Genomic DNA, 18056 nt, shown 5'->3' on the forward strand with positions numbered 1-18056 from the left:
ACAAAGAATTTAAGAGATACTGAACATGAACAAATTTAATATCGAAAACCTAGATCTTTTCTACGGCGACAATAAAGCGCTAAAAAGCATCAACTTACCAATTCCTCTTCGCCAAGTAACGGCGCTTATCGGCCCATCGGGTTGTGGTAAATCAACGCTACTACGTTGTCTAAACCGCATGAACGATTTGATTGAAGGCGTAAAAATTACCGGCCTTGTGGAAATGGACGGTCAAGATATCTATGGCAACATCGATGTCGCTGACCTGCGCATTAAAGTGGGCATGGTATTCCAAAAGCCAAACCCATTCCCGATGAGCATCTATGAAAACGTGGCTTATGGTCTGCGTGCTCAAGGCATCAAAGACAAGAAGCACATTGATAAAGTGGTTGAAAAATCACTGCGCGGTGCAGCGTTGTGGGATGAGGTGAAAGATCGTCTTAAATCACACGCATTTGGTCTATCCGGTGGTCAGCAACAACGTTTATGTATTGCGCGTACTATCGCTATGGAACCGGATGTGATTTTGATGGATGAACCTACATCTGCGCTTGACCCAATTGCGACACACAAAATCGAAGAACTAATGGAAGATCTGAAAAAGGATTACACCATTGTTATCGTGACGCACTCAATGCAGCAAGCTCGTCGTATTTCAGACCGCACTGCTTTCTTCTTGATGGGAGAGTTGGTTGAGCACGATGAAACACAAGTAATATTTAGTAACCCACGTGATGATCGCACTCAAGGTTACGTAAACGGTGATTTTGGTTAATAGCGCCGTTTAAATTTGCAAGATTAACTATAATAATAAGCGATGGACTTTTGCCCCTCAATTATTGAGGGGCCTTTTTACTCTACATAATTGCAAATTTCCAGTTATATCAACCCGGATAAGTACTCGTAATCAAATACTTATGTGGACTGATATTACGTTGTTGTCAAAGTGGTCCCGTTTGACTTGTCAGGGACCGCCTAGAGAACGATAGCGATAAGATTGACCTTCTATTCAGGTCTAAGTACACTCAATTTAGTTTCGATATGAGGTATTAATCGTGAGTGATTTAGAAAAAGAGCTAGCATCAATGGCCGAGCAAGCCGGAGATGAGCCAGAAGAGAAATTGCCTTCAATAGAAGAGCAAAAGAAAATAGCGGCAGAATTAAAAAAACTTGAAGAAGCGGGTGAGTTAACGCCAGAAATACTAGAACAGTATTTTGGTAAGTTTTATTCAGAGTCAGAGACTCCTGTTCATTAAGTGATTAAGTGATTAAGTGATTACGTGATTAGTGAAAACCGAGCGCTTATATAGCTCGGTTTTTTTATGCCTTAGAAAAAGGTTCGTGGCTTTGCCTGTGCTCTCGGATGACTGATCTTAGTTAATGTGAATTAAAACTGATTTTTATATGCCATATTGGTCTAAGAGCAACAAAATGGAAGATCTTATAAAGTATCAATAGCTTAGTCGTGTCTCCTTTACAGTCATTCAAGAGGTGAATGACGGAACACGTTTAGATATTGAATTACTTCAATAAAGTCCTACCTTTAATAGCAATGACCGTAATTAAGTGAACATAAATCCCATCGCTGTCTTCAAGTGTGTTAACACGCTAGAGCGATCAGTTAATTACGATGATTGGTATACATTGCCTTCAAGTGGATTAGAAAGGCGATCTCCTGATTTTAAAGCGCTATGGATACAGTCGCTTTAAAATGATAAACGGATCATCTACTTGCTGGCGAGACGTTTAGGGAGGAACTATGTCTCTTATATACGCAAGTGGCTATGTGATTACACGTTCAGAAGAATTTGCCAACGCCTCAACCGCAATACTCAATCAACACTTTTCAACTCCTAGGTTTTCTGCCTTCACTAGCGTGAACGACTGCTTTTGCTCTGCCGATAGTTTTAATGAAAGAAGTATTTATCTAATTGATACCCAAACAGTAAGTAATCCCATGCGCAGTGGAATCAATCCAGTGCATGAACAAGGCGATTGGCTAGCGGTTAACATTGATGAATCGGGATTTCAGGTTGGGGATTGGATTTTAAATGGCTTTTCTGGTGTGGTAATGAAAAAGCGTTGCTTAGAGCAATTAGCACCTGCAGTGGAAGCGGTTAGCCATGGTGAATTATGGTATAGCCGACAAGACCTCAGTAAGTTGGCTAAGGCATACGTGACCAATGAGTTTGACCCTTATATTGCAGCCGATGATTTTGCTCAGGTCCATTCGTTGACACCCAAAGAGAAAAACATCTGTTTTATGATCCTAAAAGGATTGAATAACCCGCAAATAGCGGAATCCATTAACGTGAGTGTTAATACAGTCAAAACACATGCTTCGAGTGTAATGCGTAAGTTGAATGTGCATTCCAAAGCCGAACTGATTGCCCGCGCGGTACAACAAACATCAAATTCACCCAAAAATCATCCTATGAATGGCGCGTAATTCACCATTTTGGGTGACGTGAAAAATGTTAAGCCACACTAAACTTTCCTCGCAACGTGCTTAAAAGCACAACATTAGCGAGGGACTGAAAATGAAGAATGCATTATTTGCGGCTGTATTGGGGTTAGCCATGTTTGGCTTAATTATCCCAGATGCCGATGCTGGCCGAAAACATAAAACCAAAATATGTCACGGAGGCTATCCTGGCGGAGACGATGAGCCAGGCGATCCACCAGAGACTTTTTGTGAAGTCGATTTACCCCTAGAGATTTCCGGTACGGTTCCATGTGAGTGTGAACTAGAAGTGGTAGACAGTGATATTGACGTATTTGCAGACAGTAAATCAGTGTCAGGGTTAGCGATTGGTTCGATCAGTGCATACTGTAATACCACCGATGGCTTTACAGTGACAATGACTTCTGGCAATGGTGGTCTAGCACACAATAAATCACCAGCATTACTGCCTTACACGTTAGACGTTGCAGGAACAGCGCTTTCGTTTTCTCCTTCGGTAGGGGATCTAGAAGTAGAAGAAACCATTGCTGAAGCGGATGCATTGCAAGATGCTGCTGTGGAATTAACTGTTGATGCAACAGGGGCTTTAGAGGGTGAATACTCAGATACAGTGACTATTGAGGTAGCCGGTATTCTGTAATGGAGTTCACTTTAGTTAATCGCACTGCATGATTTAGCGCGATTAACACCAATCGTTACGATTGGTTAAATATAAGTCACGTAACCTTAAATGAGGCGAGTATCACTGTACTAGCCTCATTTTGATTCATTGGAGGAAACATGAAGGTTATATTGGGTGTGTGTTTGATGTTGCTTTGTTCGGTTCGCTATGCGTTTGCTTATCAAGTTACTCCTATGTATATGGAAATGGAGTATGTAGGCTCAAAGGCTCAGTCGAGTTACCAGGTAACCAATACTTCAAACAAAGAGGTTCGTGTTCAAGTCTCAGTGCAGCGCATAGAAATAGATCCAGAGACCAATGAAGAAACCACTTTAGAAGCCGATGAAGACTTTCTGATTTTACCACCCCAAGCGATTGTTGCCGCAAATAGTGTACGTCGATTTAGAGTGCGATATTTAGGCTCAGAGCAAGTGCAATCTACCCACACTTACCGAGTATTGTTTGAAGAAGTTCAAACCAATGATGGTACGGTTGATGATGCGCAAGTTAAGTTCTTATTCAACTTTTCAACGGTAGTTTTTGTGTCTCCGACTGCGGAAGAGTGCTCAAATAGTTTGAGTTATAAGGTTCAAACCGATTATTTAATTTTGATTAATCAAGGAAATTGCGTTTTAAACGTAAGCCAAGCGCAGCTGACATTTTCAAAAAACGGTCAACAAAAAACCATGAGTTGGAACGAGCTTGAGTTTGAGAACAAATCAAATTATTTACTGCCAAAGGTCATCAAGAAATACAAACTATCACAAGGTAATAAAGGCAGTGCTATTGTCGAATTTTCTTTGAATTAGCGCCATTACTCTATATGAAATCTCATATAGCCTTTTTATTATTGTGGGTTAGTTTTTCTGCTTGTTCGCAGAATTGGAATTTTCCTGTGCCTTTGTATCGTGGACAAACCTTGTTATCTGAAGTGAATATCATCACCGACGGAGAAAAGTTAATTGGGGTCAATGCGACTGAATTACACAGTCATTTGAAAAATCAAATCACATCAGAAGTGTCGCAACAATTGCTCACTTTTGGTAATAAAATTGTCACTCAAGAAGAGTTATACAATATTGGGATTGATCTCAGATTTGATTATTTAGATTTGAGCTTAAATTTGCATTTAAATAAAGACAATGCCAAACAAAATGACTTAAGTTTTGATATTCCCTATGAAACGCCTGTTTATACGGAGTCTGGTTTTTTTGCTTGGCACAATATCTTTAATCTCACCGCCAATTACGTGGACAGCACTCAAATTATAGACCCTGTAGATTGGCGTGTTGAATGGATAACCGCCACTAATTTTGGTGGATACAAGGGCTTAAATTTAGACGGGTCAATTTACGCTTCGCCGAGTAATTCAACGCAAAATAGCGAGATAGAAGTGTACCGCGGTGATTTACGAGCGTTTGTCGACCGCCCCAGTTATCCGCTCCGACTGACCGTTGGAGATATTCAGCCTTATACCACAGGGCATTTACCCTCTGTCACATTGGGCGGGGTAGCGTTAGAAAGGTTATGGAATCGATTACAGCCGAGCCGAAATATTCAAAGTGGCGGTTCGCAGGAAGTGTATTTGGTCGAGAGTGCCACTATTGCCGTTTATATAAACGATACTTTTTATGGTGATTTACGTTTAGCGCCGGGTCGATATAGCATAGATGATTTGCCGTTACGCCAAGGAAATAACGATATTCGTTTAGAGATCCGCTATCAGTCGGGGCGGCGTGAAGAAATTTCTTATAGTCAGTTTTTTAATACTCGATTATTAAAAATGGGTTTTAGTGATTATGGGATTTATACGGGGTTGTCTTCAAACGTTGATAATCGGAAATATCAATATGACCAAGAGCAATACTTAGTTCAGTCTTATTACGAGTACGGTCTTACGCAGTGGTTAACGGTTGGTATCAACGGTCTTTATCATCCTTTAGGCCAAATCGGTGGTATCAGCCTAGGGTTGGGGACAGGTGCATCAAGTATCGGGTTTCGAGGAAGCGTACTTAATTACGATGATGTGGATGTGATAGGAGGGGTAGCCTCAATTGATTACTCCAGTACATTTTTGGAAGGGGTGAGTTATGGGTCTCCCAATTTTAGAGCCAGTGTTGAGTCATTCTATGATTATCGCCCAATCCCTTGGGATATCACTCGCGACTTAGAAACCGGAACCAGCGCCATTGTTGATTATACTTATCGATTTAGCTCAAATTTAAATTTAAGCCCTTCTTTTCAAATCGATTATTTGCACTCCCCAGATAGGTACGATCTGGCGGCGCAATTAGAATTGCAATGGATCTATCAAAACTTTGATATCACTCTTGGCGCAGAGTATCTCGAAGCAGGGGGGAGCACTGAGACAAGCGATACCAATTTCTATTTTGTGGTGGAGTGGGATTGGTATTCGGATAGTGGGGATTACGAAGCACTTGCGCAGTATTTTAGCCAAGGTAATCGTGCGCGAGCCAGTTTTACTAAATACAGTTCTAACAGTGTTGGCGGTTATGGCTATCAAGTTGCTGGAGAGTATAGCGATGCTTTTGAAAACTATGAGGTGCGAGCAGATTATATAGGCAACCGTTATTCAGCTGAGGTTGATGTCGAACGTTTAGTTGATAGAAATGCTGATGTGGAAACAAATGCGGTATCTGGGCGAATTTCCAGTGGTTTTACTATGGTGGATAGCCATTTGTCTTGGAATAGAGGCTATCGTGGGCCGGCGGTTATCGTTAACGTTCATGATTCACTCGATGTACCGGTCTATATTAATGAATTTACAGATTCCTCCCCAGAAGCGATAGCCACCACTAGGTTAAGCAATGCCGTGCCTTTATATGGTGGTCATTCTGCCAGTTCGTTTGACGTTACCATACCGCAGGCGCCGATTGGTTATGATTATGGTTCTGGGTACTATCAAATTACGGCGGGCACTTATACTGGGCACTCTGTGGTTGTCGGCTCCGATAATACCAAAACCGTTATTGGTTCGTTAGTGGCGGCTAATGGTGATGCTATTGCGCTGAGAAACGGTGTGGTTGTTGGGCAAGGGTTGCGGCGCAGTATCTTTACCAATAAAGCAGGACGATTTGCAATTGAAAGGATGAGTGATGGTGAGTTTGAAGTGACCATTATCGGAGATCCTTCGTTTAAAGGCATATTATTGATCGAGAATACGCAAAGTAATCTCATTTATTTATCGCCTTTGAGTTTAGAAGAGGTGAACCCATGAAGTTTTTGATTGGTCTAATAGTGGTGATGTATTCGCAATTTACTTTTGCCGAGTGCCGAGGTAGTTGGGGGATATCGACTCAAAATGTACACAGTAACGATATAGAGAGTACCCCGAAAATTCGCGTTGAAATCGAGCTCAGTGATGCATTGCGAAAGTGTGGTTTAAAAGGGTTTTTATTAAAAACCGAAGAAAATGGGCAGATACGTTTTAAACAAAAGCAAAGCAGCATGTTAGCTAATGTTACTGATGAACAAGGCAGGGCTTATAATGCTCTGAAGAATAAGCAAATATTCATTCCTATTATAGGAAATAGTGCCAGACAATCTTTTCAACTTTGGTTTGCAGATGATGGGCATCATCGCCCCGGCATTTATTCCGCAAACCTCACATTAGCGTTATTTGATGTCAAACGTTCAGCTAAAAAACGAAAAGCATCAGTGCAAATATATCCTTATTTATCGATAAACTTGTATAGCCCTTCCATCAAGAATAACACCCTAGATTTTGGCGTTTTAACCTCGGGGAGTCGCAAACGAGTAGAGCTTGGAGTGCATTCTAATACTTCATACTCCATTGAAGTTGAGTCAAAGAATGGCGCATTAATTCACAGTCAGAACGAAGGGGAAGTGATTCGTTATTCTGTTAGTTTAGATGGCAAGCCCATTCATTTTGGTTCTGCTATTCCTTTCTCACCACCATCGGCATCAGGACATAGAAAAGAAATGGAGTTTCGTGTGGGCTCTGTGGAAGGTGCTATAGCGGGCCGTTATAAAGACACAGTAACGATTACAGCAACCGCCAGACCATAAAAAGACCCCTTTAATTCCTATCTGATGCAGAAATTAAAGGGGTCTTAGTGGGGTTCTAGTTTTCGTTGGCTTTAAGGCTTTATTACATACAGTCTGTAAACTTATGCCTCAGGAATACTCGCGCCAACTTCTTGATGTAAACGGCGGCAAGCGCGTCCATCATCGTGGAATAGGTGACAGCGTTTAGGATCAATGCCGATGGCGTAGTGATCGCCAGGCTCAACTTCTAAGGTATCAGGTTGTCTAAAGTTGATATCAGTATCTGCGCTTTCTACTGACAAGTACACTTGCGTTTCTTGCCCCAGTTTTTCAACTATGGTGACTTCACCTTCAATGGTTGCTTCTGAAGAATCAGACATTAATAAGTGCTCTGGGCGGATGCCTAATGACATACGTTCACCGACGATGACCGTGGTACCATCGACAGGAATATTAAACGCCACTTTGTTTTCTAGCTCAACTTTGACATGCGTTGAAGAAGCTTCAATAGCGTGCACACTAATGAAATTCATTTTAGGTGAGCCGATAAATCCAGCCACAAAGCGGTTTTGTGGGTAATGGTATAAATCTAGTGGTCGGCCAACTTGAGAAACATGGCCTCCGTCTAATACCACGATTTTATCGGCCATGGTCATCGCTTCAACCTGATCGTGGGTTACGTAGATCATGGTACAACCTAATTGACGTTGTAACTTAGTGATTTCACTGCGCATTTGTACACGCAATGCCGCATCAAGGTTAGATAACGGTTCATCCAGTAAGAAGACTTCAGGTTGCGATACTAAAGTACGACCAATCGCTACACGTTGGCGTTGACCGCCTGATAGCGCTTTCGGTTGTCGGTCTAAAAGATGTGTCAGTTGTAGAATATCAGCGGCGTGCTTAACGCGTTTTTCTGTTTCGGCTTTGTCTGCTTTTGCCAGCTTCATACCAAAAGACATGTTGTCGTATAAATTCAGGTGCGGGTAAAGAGCGTAAGACTGAAACACCATACCAACGCCACGTTTAGAAGGCTCAACATCATTCATTCGTTGTTCGCCGATGTACAGATCGCCTGACGTAATGTCTTCTAGGCCGGCAATACAACGTAACAGAGTTGATTTACCACAACCTGATGGACCAACGAACACGACAAATTCGCCTTCGTGAATATCTAGGTCGACGTTTTTAGAGATCTCTACGTCACCGTAGGATTTACATACATTTTTTAGCGTGACACTGGTCATTTGAGTGGATCCTCAATATTAATTTTACCCATTAGCACTCATTTATGGTTATTGATTATTCCATGAGCACTAAAATAGAAATTCAGAAGTAATTGTTCAATATATTCTTTAGAGAACAGGAAAGAAAAAAGGTGATGAACACAAAACACGAAGATTAATGACTCACCCTAAGAGTCAATAACTTCAGCCTGTTTTGGTCACATCACCTGACCATCTCCAATTCTAGCTAATATCCCCCGCATCTTAGTCTCCGTGTTCCCCGTAATGATGTTCATTGCGCACGTCAATTAAGTTACTACTAGCCAGGTTTGAAATGTAATCCCAACAAACAAGTTAGAAAAGGGTTCTTACCATCCATATCTCGGATGTTGTTAGTTTGTGCAATTTGGTGGTGTCATACATCCTCCCGAACGGCTTTTTTGTGGGGGGAGTAGCAGGGGAGGAGGGGTAAATCACCCCCTATTGAATAAACGGATCAACCTCTCTTTTATTCGGGTATTTCTGTTGATTTTAATCACATTTATAGACTTTATGTGATTCGCATCACTGTTACTAAGAGAGCTCGATCACGAAAATGCGTTCATTTATATAGGGCGTAGTAGTCAGGATGATGATGATTCATAGCGACTAGCGGATGATAGATGCTGAAATTTGGCTTTCAGGAATAACTTTGATAGCCCTACACATATAATAAAAAGGATTACACACATGAAAAAAGCTCTAAGTACAGTGGCACTTGGAACACTTGTTGCGCTTGGTTCTTTTGGTGCTCACGCAGCAATTCAAGAAGGTCAACTGACTATCTGGATCAACGGCGATAAAGGTTATAACGGACTGGCTGAAGTAGGTAAACGCTTTGAAGAAGATACAGGCATTAAAGTGACTGTAGCTCACCCTGATGGCTTAGAGTCTCGCTTCCCTCAAGTGGCTGCAACTGGTGACGGTCCAGACATTATTTTTTGGGCACACGATCGCTTCGGTGGTTACGCAGAAGCCGGTTTACTAGCTGAAATTAAACCATCTAAAGAAATCAAAGACGGCATTGTTGATTTTGCATGGGATGCAGTGAACTTCCAAGGCAAAACCATCGGCTACCCTGTAGCTATCGAAGCTCTAGCACTTATCTACAACAAAGATCTTGTACCTAACCCACCAAAAACTTGGGAAGAAGTGGCGGCTCTTGATGCTAAGCTAGCAAAAGATGGCAAAAAAGCGATCATGTGGAACCTAAAAGAACCGTACTTCACATGGCCACTAATGGCTGCTGACGGTGGTTACGCATTCAAACATACTGATGCTGGTTATGATGTTAAAAACGTAGGCATTGATAACGCTGGCGTTAAAGACGCAATGAACTTCATCAAGTCATTAGTAGATAGCAAAGTGATCTCTGCGGACATGGATTACTCTATTGCGGATTCTTCTTTTGCTAAAGGTGATGTTGCACTTACCATCAATGGTCCTTGGGCATGGGGCGGTTATGACAACAAAGTGAACTATGGCGTAACGACGCTACCGACGTTCAAAGGTCAGGCTTCTTCACCGTTTGTTGGTGTATTAACGGCTGGTATTAGCACTGCGTCACCAAACAAAGATCTTGCGGTTGAGTTCCTTGAGAACTACTTGCTGACTAACGAAGGCTTACGTGACGTAAATAACGATAAGCCACTGGGCGCGGTTGCACTAAAATCGTTCCAAAAAGAATTAGCTGCTGATCCGCGCATTGCTGCAACAATGGCAAGTGCTGAACACGGTGAAATCATGCCGAACATTCCGCAAATGAACACTTACTGGAGTTCAGCGAAAAACGCCATCATCAATGTTGTCGATGGTCGTCAATCGGTAGATGCGGCTCTAGAAGACGCTAAAAAACAAATGCTTAAGTAAACCCTTTAAGGAGGGGGTAACCCCTCCTTACTTTTCTCTATTTATTATTCGCTAGTAGGTTCTTTTTATGCAGACAGTTCAATCTTCTGGTTCTGTTGAGACTCCTTCCGTTGCCGGAAATACTAAATCAGTATTGAAATGGGCAACCCTTGGCTTAGTCGGAATTGTAAACGGTTATGCAACCGTCTTGATGTATTCTCGTGGAGAAGTAGCTTTTGCTATTCTCACACTGATTTTAACGGCGTTAGCGCTATATATCTTCGGTAGTAAGAAAACCTACGCACATCGCTATATTTATCCTGGTATTGCGGGAATGATTTTATTCATTCTTTTCCCGCTGGCTTATACCGTTAACTTGGCATTCACTAACTACAGCGCGAAGAACCAACTGACACTCGACCGTGCGCAAACGGTTCTGGTTAATCGCACTTTCCAAAGTGGTGACAGCTATCCATTTCAACTGCTCAAAACCGCTGGTGGCCATATTATTGCGCTGCAAGACGGTGAGCATACTCTAGTTACGCGAGAATTTAGCTTAACTAAAGATGTGACCAGTAAAGATCTACAACTCACCGCCATTGATGCGAACTCAGTTCAAGGTACTAAAGAGCCAATTAAAAGCATTATTAAAGCTCGCCCGATATTGAGTAACATTGATCTGATTAAGCCCAACGGTGAAGCTGTCCGTATGAGTGGATTACGTAAATTTGCTGGTGTCGAACCGCTGTTTACGTTGCAAGCCGACGGCCAAACTATGCTCAACAACGAAACCGGTGAAACCTTCATGCCCAATATGGACGTGGGTTTTTATCAACCGGTAGATGCCAATGGAGAATTTGTTGGTGATACAGTTTCGCCTGGCTTTATTGTTGGAATAGGCACTGGCAACTTCGAGCGTGTTTGGAAAGACGATGGTATCAAAGAGCCATTTATCTCGATATTCATCTGGACCGTAGTGTTCTCAGTATTAACGATTATTTTTACTCTTGTGATCGGCTTGGTATTGGCGAGCGTAGTGCAGTGGGAAGAACTGAAAGGACGTGCTATTTATCGCGTGTTGCTCATCTTACCTTATGCGGTGCCGGCGTTTATTTCCATATTGATATTTAAAGGTTTGTTTAACCAAAGTTTTGGTGAAATAAACTTGGTGCTCAGTCAGCTGTTTGGTATTTCGCCAAATTGGTTCTCTGACCCGTTCTTAGCCAAAACCATGGTGTTGATTGTGAACACTTGGCTCGGTTTCCCGTACATGATGATTTTGTGTATGGGGCTATTAAAAGCTATTCCTGATGATTTGTATGAAGCTTCTGCAATTGATGGTGCAGGTCCATTTAAGAACTTTTTCCACATCACAGTGCCTTTGATGATTAAACCAATGACGCCGCTATTGATTGCCAGCTTTGCGTTTAACTTCAATAACTTTGTCATGATTCAGCTATTGACTAACGGTGGTCCAAACATGATAGGTACCTCAGAGCCGGCCGGTTATACCGACTTGTTGGTGAGCTATACCTACCGTATCGCCTTCGAGGGCAGTGGTGGTCAAGACTTTGGTCTAGCAAGTGCTATCGCAACGCTTATCTTCCTATTGGTGGGTGGTATGGCACTACTTAACCTTCGTTTCACTAAGCTATCTCAAGATTAAGGAGCAATAACAATGGCTATGGTACAAGGCAAAAACCTTAAATACCGTGTTTGGGCAACGCATATTGCTCTGTGGATCTTCTTGTCGTTGATTATCTTCCCTTTGTTGATGGTTATCGCCATTTCATTTCGAGAAGGTAACTTTGCAACAGGTAGCTTGATTCCTGATAATCCCTCTTTAGAGCATTGGAAGTTAGCGCTTGGTTTATCTGTGACCCACGCTGATGGTAGCGTGACACCGCCACCGTTCCCTGTGTTGTTATGGTTATGGAACTCAGTGAAAGTTGCAGGCATTACTTCAATTTTGATTGTGGCGCTGTCTACCACCTCAGCATATGCGTTTGCTCGCATGCGCTTTAAAGGCAAAAACACCATCTTAAAAGCGATGATGATTTTCCAAATGTTCCCTGCGGTGTTGGCGTTGGTGGCTATCTATGCACTGTTTGATAAATTAGGTCAGTACATTCCATTCTTGGGGCTAAATACCCATGGCGGCCTTATCTTCTCGTACCTTGGTGGTATAGCGCTGCACGTTTGGACCATTAAAGGTTACTTTGAAACGATTGATAATTCGTTGGAAGAGGCGGCAGCATTGGATGGTGCAACCCCTTGGCAAGCCTTCCGTTTGGTATTGTTACCTCTGTCTGTGCCAATTTTGGCAGTGGTGTTTATCCTATCTTTCATCGGCGTTGTGGGTGAAGTGCCAGTGGCATCATTGCTACTTTCGGATGTGAACTCGTATACGCTAGCGGTAGGTATGCAACAATATCTTTACCCGCAAAACTACCTATGGGGCGATTTTGCTGCAGCCGCTGTATTGTCAGCACTGCCGATTACGATTGTGTTCTTATTGGCACAGCGTTGGTTGGTTGGCGGCTTAACTTCCGGTGGTGTGAAAGGCTAAGCGGATTTATTGCTTACTCTAAAATGAAAAAGGAAGCTGCAAAGCTTCCTTTTTTAATGGCTTAAATATTTTCAATATTGGATGGTGCATGCCCTAAGTGCCGCATCAGTACGTATACGCTTTCTTGATGCAGAGCGACTTTTCTAAATAAGTGAGAGAAGACAGGATCGCCCCCAAAGCATTCATTGATGTAGTGATCAATGCGTTCATTCGAATAGCCTTCAACGTACATGGTTCTTACCCATTGATACTCGACGGCTTTTTTATCCTTTATGACATCAATTCCTAGTTTTATCTCGTGCATGTTATCTCTTAACTTATGTCTTTTTATAGAAGCGATCCGTGAGGCATGATCTTGTAATAATGTGATTCAAGGGCTTTATGTTTGGTTGTCTAAGTTTTAGAATCCAATGCGTTAATCCCTTACTCCTATGCTGATGGCAGATTTAAACAGAGTTAAATGAAAATATGATTACAGTTAAGTTTCATTCTTATGTATTCATATGAATATTTAACTATGAATCACAATTCATTATTTTTTGACGAGAAAACACACTAAATAATAAGTCGGATTGGCAGAGGGATCGCAGGCTTGTTGAAGAAGAACATAAGCAATTTGATTGTGAATCAAAAACTTAAGCAATGTAGTTAAACACTGTATTGCTGTTTGTGGTATATGCAATCAAAGATTGACAAAACTCTGTTATAAAAATAGATATAGCTTGTTAGAATACGCGCAGCGAAAGCCTTGTTTAGATGCATATGGCTTAGAACACAGATTGGTTAAGTCACATGTTAAATATTTTGAAAGTCGCACTGATGGGCTCTGTATTGATGGCGGGAGTCGCAAACGCAGATTCATATACTAAACATGACTTAAAACATAGCTCCAAGCTGTACAAAGTAAGTGAAGTACATTTAGACAGTCGTTGTGATCATTCTCAATTTAACCTGCCTAAATCTCTGGTGGTAAAACCCGGCGCGCTCAACGATGTCACCATTCAATCTAGCGTACAGTTTCATCGAGGTATTCAAGACCCTTACCTATATGAATCTGATTATGTCTATAACCAAGTAAAAAGTAAGCTGTTACTGAATACTCATTGGTTATGTGAAATCAAACAAAATAGAACAAACCCTCAATTGTGGTTGGTTCCGTCTGTTGTTCGAACTTCAGGAAGTGGCGCATTTTATTATTTGGATGTAAATCAAAAGCATCAAGGCCACTATTCTATCGCTCAAGAGTTGTTCTTAGGTGATCGCATCGAAATTGAATCTTTAGTTTATAAACAGAATACGGTCGAGCTTAGTTTTAAACAACACAGCCTCAGCCAATCTATGGCAGAAAAACCTAACCAATTGATTACGAGAAGGTTTACGCTTTCTGACAGTCGACTTTTTGAACGCAAGAATTGAACTTTTTTGTGTAAAGTGGCTCAAACATTTACTAACAGCCAGCACTGGAAAGAGTATACGACTGCCATTAAATCTATTCATCAATATTGAGTTAAGTTAATTAACGAATGCGAGCTCATTTAAGCTCATCAATTTTTACAATGAACAGGCTAGAATTTACATAAGATTCTATGGGTTATAGCGTGTTCAATTATATTTTCAGTAGGTACTTCGGTGTTAAAGCTAAATCAACTTAATCAACAATCTCGGTCCAGAATCAAAAAGGGAGGGTTGATTTTTCTTTTAGTGTTAGTGGTAAGTCTGGTGTTGTCTCACAACACAGATGAGCGAAAATTTGTACCTCTAAATATCCAAAGCACTGCCGCGCCAGCTCCCGAAACGAAAGTTGAACATAACGCTTACGCGTCTATCCCTACTTATAGCTACACCATTAAAAATGGTGATAACCTCAGTGTGATTTTCTCCAAGCTAGGCATCTCTTATGCAAGTTTATTGAGCATAATGGAAGAAGATCTTAACCATCTAGCATTAGATACCCTAAGCCCTGGTAACCAACTGCTATTTTGGGTAAATGACAAATCCGGTGTATTGGAAAAAATGCAGCTGAAATTTAACCCCGCCGATAGAGTGCAATATTCTCGGGTTAAAAATGGTGCTTATGCTTTTAAAGATATTTCAGTTAAAGGCCAATGGGATACCACTGCATTAGTGGGTACGGTTTATGGCAGTTTTTCTAAATCAGCGCATAAACTAGGCTTGAGCATTAATGAAATTCGCACCATTACGACCTTAATGAAAGACAAACTGAATTTTGCTCGTGAACTGCGTGCGGGTGACAAATTTTCTGTGGTGCATAAAGTGCAAACAGTCGATGGAGTCGAAACTGGCAGTCGCGAAATTGAAGCCGTTAAAATATTTAATCGTGGCCGCACCATTAGTGCATTTCTTCATACTGATGGTCAGTTTTATGATGAAAATGGCGAAAGTCTGCAACGTGCTTTTATGCGCTACCCAGAAGCCAACCACCACGTGACGTCACCGTTTAATCCAAAACGACGCCACCCTGTAACGGGAAGATTATCTCCTCATAATGGTACAGACTTCCGTGCACCTGTTGGCACTCCTGTATTGGCTACGGGTGATGGTAAAGTGATCATGATTCGTAACCATCCATATGCGGGTAAGTACGTTGTGTTAGAGCACGGCTCTATCTATAAAACACGATATTTGCACCTTAGCCGTATATTGGTGAAAAAAGGGCAGCAAGTTAAACGCGGTGAGCGCATTGCATTGTCTGGCGCTACTGGACGTATTACAGGGCCACACCTTCATTATGAACTATTGATCCGTAATCGCCCTGTTGATCCGATTACCGCAAAAATCCCAATGGCAGAATCTGTGCCAAAAAATGAGATGACTAAGTTTGCTGCGCGTCGTGATAATTTGATTCAGATGATGAAAGAAGAGGAAGTATTGCTTGCGAGTCAGCATGATTCACAGAATAATAAGCCTCAAGAGTCTCTTTAATTTAGGTATAGTAAATGAACCAAAGCGAATTTACCCAACTGGTAATGCTTGCAAGTCAATGTGACGATCTTCCACAAGCTTTGCAACTACTGCAAGAGTGCGAGTATGAAGAAGTATCCGAAGTGGCTTTATCTTTAAAAGGGCAGTTTGCGGTTGCTGAAGTAGAAGGCGAACAACGTGTTTATCATGTAACGACTCAGCAAGAAGGTGATGATCTGCAAGAGTTTGTAGAACATGTCATGAATACTGATGAACATGTGATTCGTTTTGTTGCTTGGTTCTTTGATGCCTACTTTGACGTAAAGCAGAGCGATACGTACAAAATGGCCGGTAAAACTTATCAGCAGCCAAAAAGAAAATAAGCAGACGCTATATTAAATCGTCATAGTTAAAAATCCGCCTCTTGAAAGTTGAAGTGGCGGATTTTTTTGTTTTAGGAATGACAGGGGTTAATCACTGCCTGTTCGCGCTGGAATATCGACCACATTATCCGGCAGTACAGTATTACTTGCACTGGGTAGCCATTTCTCTAGGTTATCAGCGCCCCCAATATATTGCCCATCCATCCAGATTTGCGGAACAGTGACGGGTGTTTTTTGTCCAATGTGAGCTTTAACCTCTGGGATCATTCGATATAGGGCGGCGCTGTCTTTCACTACATCAAAATAGGTGTATGAGATCCCGGCTTTATCCAGTAATGCTTTCGCCTTGACGCAGTAAGGGCAGGTGGCTTTGCCAAAAACGATGTTGCCTTTTAGATCGTCTTGTTTGGTCCAGTGAGCGATGACCGATTGTACCAACACGCCTCGGTTTAATGCTTCGCCTTGGCTGATCACTTTACCTTCAACTACTAAAATGGGTGCATGCCATGCGCCCATTTTTAAAGGCTCCCACCAATGCGATAGCCAATCTTTTACTTCGAGCTCAATAGGCACGTCTTTGAGTTCATTGTCGAAGGTATCTTTGAGAATGTCTTTAGTGAGAGTACATTCGCCACAAGGGATATTGACTTTAAAAGGGCCCCAACTGCCTCCCCAACGATACAGGGTGATTTTAATGGGTTTGCTCATGCTACTGTTCCTTTTGTAGATCTATTAATAAAGTAGAACATAGTTCATCAAAAAACCTTTCATCTATTGTGTAATTTATACAAAAAATTAGCATGAACAGTTTGTCAGCCATAAACAAAAAGACCGAGCACAAGGCTCGGTCAATAGCATATTCAGTTTGTCTAATCAGAAGATTAGGCGTTAACCAATATTAGAAATCGTAACGGATACCCGCTTGGATTTGGTCGTCGTCACCTTCAACTTGCTCAAACTTGTAGCCAGCGTAAGTGCGAAGGTTGCCGTTGAACTTGTAAACCGCTTCGATTGCTGCGTTATCAACAGTTGCGTCGTCAACACTTTCAACGTCTTGGTAGTTGTATACTGCTGCGAATGTCCACTTGTCTAGTTTGTAAACTGCAGAAACTTCAAATGCGTTTACGTCTTCGTCAGCTACAGAACCTAGTGCGTAGAAACCGCCTAGAGTGAAATCTGCAATTGAGTACTCAGCTGCAAAGTTGATTTGGCTGTCGTCATCGTTGCCGTTTGCTTGAGCAACGTAACCAAGACCTAGCGCTAGACCGAAGTCAAAAGAGTACATAGCTGCTGCGCCGTAGCTGTCAGCGTCTTTTTCGTCGTTTGCTAGGTAGTTAGCTTGGATGTCAAAACCGCCGAACTCACCAGCGTATAGGAAGTTGTTAGTACGTTTGTCTTTGTTACCAGAAACGATGTCAGCTGCGTCTGCGCCAAATGTTGCCATTACATCAGTAACGTCAGTTAGCATAACTTGAGCTGTGTCTTGCTTACCGTAAGAGAACTCACCGATGTTAGTGCCGATACCTGCGAAAACGTAGCGGTTAGTGATGTCTGCATCAGTATCAAATTGAGCTTCATACTTACCAAAACCGTAAAAATCTTCGTTGATTTGAGTTTTACCAACGATGTTTAAACGAGCACGAGACTTATCTTCGAAAGTGCTGTTAGCCGTAGATTCGTTGTTGTCAGAAATGTTGAAACGAGCTTCCGCACGACCGCCAATTTTTAGCTCAGAAGCATCATCTTTGTATACAGTTGCCGCTGCTGCAGAACCTGAAGCCATTAAAGCTAGAATCGCGGTAGTTAGTGCTGCCTTTTTCATTTTGAAATTTCCTATTTTATAAAGTTTGAGTTGTTACTCAGGAGTTATTTTTTCGAGCTGATGCCCGTTTGATTTGCCGCTAATTTAGATTCG

Annotated in this window: 17 protein-coding genes; 13 read left to right on the top strand and 4 right to left on the bottom strand. The window is 41.8% G+C overall.

Going from position 1 to position 18056, the window contains the following annotated elements; translation table 11 throughout:
* The first annotated feature begins 25 nt into the window (after positions 1 to 25).
* The 7 genes from pstB to QV280_RS14195 all read left to right on the top strand — a co-directional run bounded on the left by pstB (position 26) and on the right by QV280_RS14195 (position 7175).
* A complete protein-coding gene (pstB, locus tag QV280_RS14165; protein WP_023403518.1) occupies positions 26 to 775 on the top strand; it encodes a phosphate ABC transporter ATP-binding protein PstB in 750 nt (249 codons plus the stop codon).
* 280 nt (positions 776 to 1055) lie between these two features.
* Positions 1056 to 1256 carry a restriction endonuclease subunit S gene (locus QV280_RS14170; RefSeq protein WP_367869564.1) on the top strand — a complete coding sequence of 67 codons (201 nt, stop codon included), beginning with the start codon at positions 1056 to 1058 and terminating at the stop codon, positions 1254 to 1256.
* A gap of 503 nt (positions 1257 to 1759) precedes the next feature.
* Positions 1760 to 2449: a helix-turn-helix transcriptional regulator gene (locus tag QV280_RS14175; protein ID WP_023403520.1), complete on the top strand. Its 690-nt coding sequence runs from the start codon at positions 1760 to 1762 to the stop codon at positions 2447 to 2449.
* 91 nt (positions 2450 to 2540) lie between these two features.
* Complete coding sequence (locus tag QV280_RS14180) at positions 2541 to 3104, top strand: hypothetical protein (RefSeq protein WP_023403521.1); 564 nt, start codon at positions 2541 to 2543, stop codon at positions 3102 to 3104.
* A gap of 140 nt (positions 3105 to 3244) precedes the next feature.
* Entirely contained in the window at positions 3245 to 3934 is a 690-nt protein-coding gene (locus QV280_RS14185) for a fimbrial biogenesis chaperone (protein ID WP_152820604.1), read from the top strand.
* Positions 3935 to 4020: 86 nt separating this feature from the next.
* Entirely contained in the window at positions 4021 to 6363 is a 2343-nt protein-coding gene (locus QV280_RS14190; protein ID WP_367869565.1) for a hypothetical protein, read from the top strand.
* Positions 6360 to 7175: a hypothetical protein gene (locus QV280_RS14195; protein WP_152820608.1), complete on the top strand. Its 816-nt coding sequence runs from the start codon at positions 6360 to 6362 to the stop codon at positions 7173 to 7175. The genes QV280_RS14190 and QV280_RS14195 overlap by 4 nt, the downstream gene beginning before the upstream one ends.
* Positions 7176 to 7276: 101 nt before the next feature.
* Here the strand turns inward: QV280_RS14195 and malK are convergent, their stop codons facing one another.
* Complete coding sequence (gene malK / locus QV280_RS14200) at positions 7277 to 8401, bottom strand: maltose/maltodextrin ABC transporter ATP-binding protein MalK (RefSeq protein WP_023403525.1); 1125 nt, start codon at positions 8399 to 8401, stop codon at positions 7277 to 7279.
* A 708-nt stretch (positions 8402 to 9109) separates the two neighbouring features.
* On the opposite strand from malK, the gene malE reads away from it, so the two are divergent.
* From malE to malG, 3 genes are all read left to right on the top strand, one after another.
* Positions 9110 to 10288, top strand: a complete 1179-nt coding sequence (gene malE, locus QV280_RS14205) for a maltose/maltodextrin ABC transporter substrate-binding protein MalE (protein WP_023403526.1) — start codon at positions 9110 to 9112, stop codon at positions 10286 to 10288.
* 67 nt (positions 10289 to 10355) lie between these two features.
* Entirely contained in the window at positions 10356 to 11933 is a 1578-nt protein-coding gene (gene malF / locus QV280_RS14210; protein ID WP_023403527.1) for a maltose ABC transporter permease MalF, read from the top strand.
* Positions 11934 to 11945: 12 nt separating this feature from the next.
* Positions 11946 to 12836 carry a maltose ABC transporter permease MalG gene (gene malG / locus QV280_RS14215; RefSeq protein ID WP_021713423.1) on the top strand — a complete coding sequence of 297 codons (891 nt, stop codon included), beginning with the start codon at positions 11946 to 11948 and terminating at the stop codon, positions 12834 to 12836.
* 61 nt (positions 12837 to 12897) lie between these two features.
* Here malG and QV280_RS14220 read toward each other — a convergent pair whose 3' ends face one another.
* The gene (locus QV280_RS14220) at positions 12898 to 13140 is read right to left on the bottom strand and encodes a hypothetical protein (protein ID WP_023403529.1); all 243 of its coding nucleotides are present in this window, start codon (positions 13138 to 13140) and stop codon (positions 12898 to 12900) included.
* Positions 13141 to 13628: 488 nt separating this feature from the next.
* On the opposite strand from QV280_RS14220, the gene QV280_RS14225 reads away from it, so the two are divergent.
* The 3 genes from QV280_RS14225 to QV280_RS14235 all read left to right on the top strand — a co-directional run bounded on the left by QV280_RS14225 (position 13629) and on the right by QV280_RS14235 (position 16141).
* Positions 13629 to 14252, top strand: a complete 624-nt coding sequence (locus QV280_RS14225) for a hypothetical protein (RefSeq protein WP_152820610.1) — start codon at positions 13629 to 13631, stop codon at positions 14250 to 14252.
* 213 nt (positions 14253 to 14465) lie between these two features.
* A complete protein-coding gene (locus QV280_RS14230) occupies positions 14466 to 15779 on the top strand; it encodes a peptidoglycan DD-metalloendopeptidase family protein (protein WP_174375516.1) in 1314 nt (437 codons plus the stop codon).
* A 14-nt stretch (positions 15780 to 15793) separates the two neighbouring features.
* Positions 15794 to 16141, top strand: a complete 348-nt coding sequence (locus QV280_RS14235) for a hypothetical protein (protein WP_023403532.1) — start codon at positions 15794 to 15796, stop codon at positions 16139 to 16141.
* 87 nt (positions 16142 to 16228) lie between these two features.
* Here the strand turns inward: QV280_RS14235 and QV280_RS14240 are convergent, their stop codons facing one another.
* The gene (locus QV280_RS14240; RefSeq protein ID WP_023403533.1) at positions 16229 to 16849 is read right to left on the bottom strand and encodes a glutaredoxin domain-containing protein; all 621 of its coding nucleotides are present in this window, start codon (positions 16847 to 16849) and stop codon (positions 16229 to 16231) included.
* A gap of 190 nt (positions 16850 to 17039) precedes the next feature.
* Positions 17040 to 17963, bottom strand: coding sequence for a porin (locus QV280_RS14245; RefSeq protein ID WP_152820612.1), 924 nt, complete (start codon positions 17961 to 17963; stop codon positions 17040 to 17042).
* Between the last annotated feature and the right edge of the window lie 93 nt (positions 17964 to 18056).

The organism is Vibrio sp. B1Z05, from assembly GCF_052955985.1.

Excerpts from the sequence above, each read along its gene's own strand:
- malE (WP_023403526.1), top strand. The coding sequence starts at position 9,110 with ATGAAAAAAGCTCTAAGTACAGTGGCACTTGGAACACTTGTTGCGCTT.
- QV280_RS14175 (WP_023403520.1), top strand. The coding sequence starts at position 1,760 with ATGTCTCTTATATACGCAAGTGGCTATGTGATTACACGTTCAGAAGAA.
- QV280_RS14180 (WP_023403521.1), top strand. The coding sequence starts at position 2,541 with ATGAAGAATGCATTATTTGCGGCTGTATTGGGGTTAGCCATGTTTGGC.
- QV280_RS14245 (WP_152820612.1), bottom strand. The coding sequence starts at position 17,963 with ATGAAAAAGGCAGCACTAACTACCGCGATTCTAGCTTTAATGGCTTCA.
- malF (WP_023403527.1), top strand. The coding sequence starts at position 10,356 with ATGCAGACAGTTCAATCTTCTGGTTCTGTTGAGACTCCTTCCGTTGCC.
- QV280_RS14195 (WP_152820608.1), top strand. The coding sequence starts at position 6,360 with ATGAAGTTTTTGATTGGTCTAATAGTGGTGATGTATTCGCAATTTACT.
- QV280_RS14185 (WP_152820604.1), top strand. The coding sequence starts at position 3,245 with ATGAAGGTTATATTGGGTGTGTGTTTGATGTTGCTTTGTTCGGTTCGC.
- malG (WP_021713423.1), top strand. The coding sequence starts at position 11,946 with ATGGCTATGGTACAAGGCAAAAACCTTAAATACCGTGTTTGGGCAACG.
- pstB (WP_023403518.1), top strand. The coding sequence starts at position 26 with ATGAACAAATTTAATATCGAAAACCTAGATCTTTTCTACGGCGACAAT.
- QV280_RS14240 (WP_023403533.1), bottom strand. The coding sequence starts at position 16,849 with ATGAGCAAACCCATTAAAATCACCCTGTATCGTTGGGGAGGCAGTTGG.
- QV280_RS14235 (WP_023403532.1), top strand. The coding sequence starts at position 15,794 with ATGAACCAAAGCGAATTTACCCAACTGGTAATGCTTGCAAGTCAATGT.
- QV280_RS14225 (WP_152820610.1), top strand. The coding sequence starts at position 13,629 with ATGTTAAATATTTTGAAAGTCGCACTGATGGGCTCTGTATTGATGGCG.
- malK (WP_023403525.1), bottom strand. The coding sequence starts at position 8,401 with ATGACCAGTGTCACGCTAAAAAATGTATGTAAATCCTACGGTGACGTA.
- QV280_RS14220 (WP_023403529.1), bottom strand. The coding sequence starts at position 13,140 with ATGCACGAGATAAAACTAGGAATTGATGTCATAAAGGATAAAAAAGCC.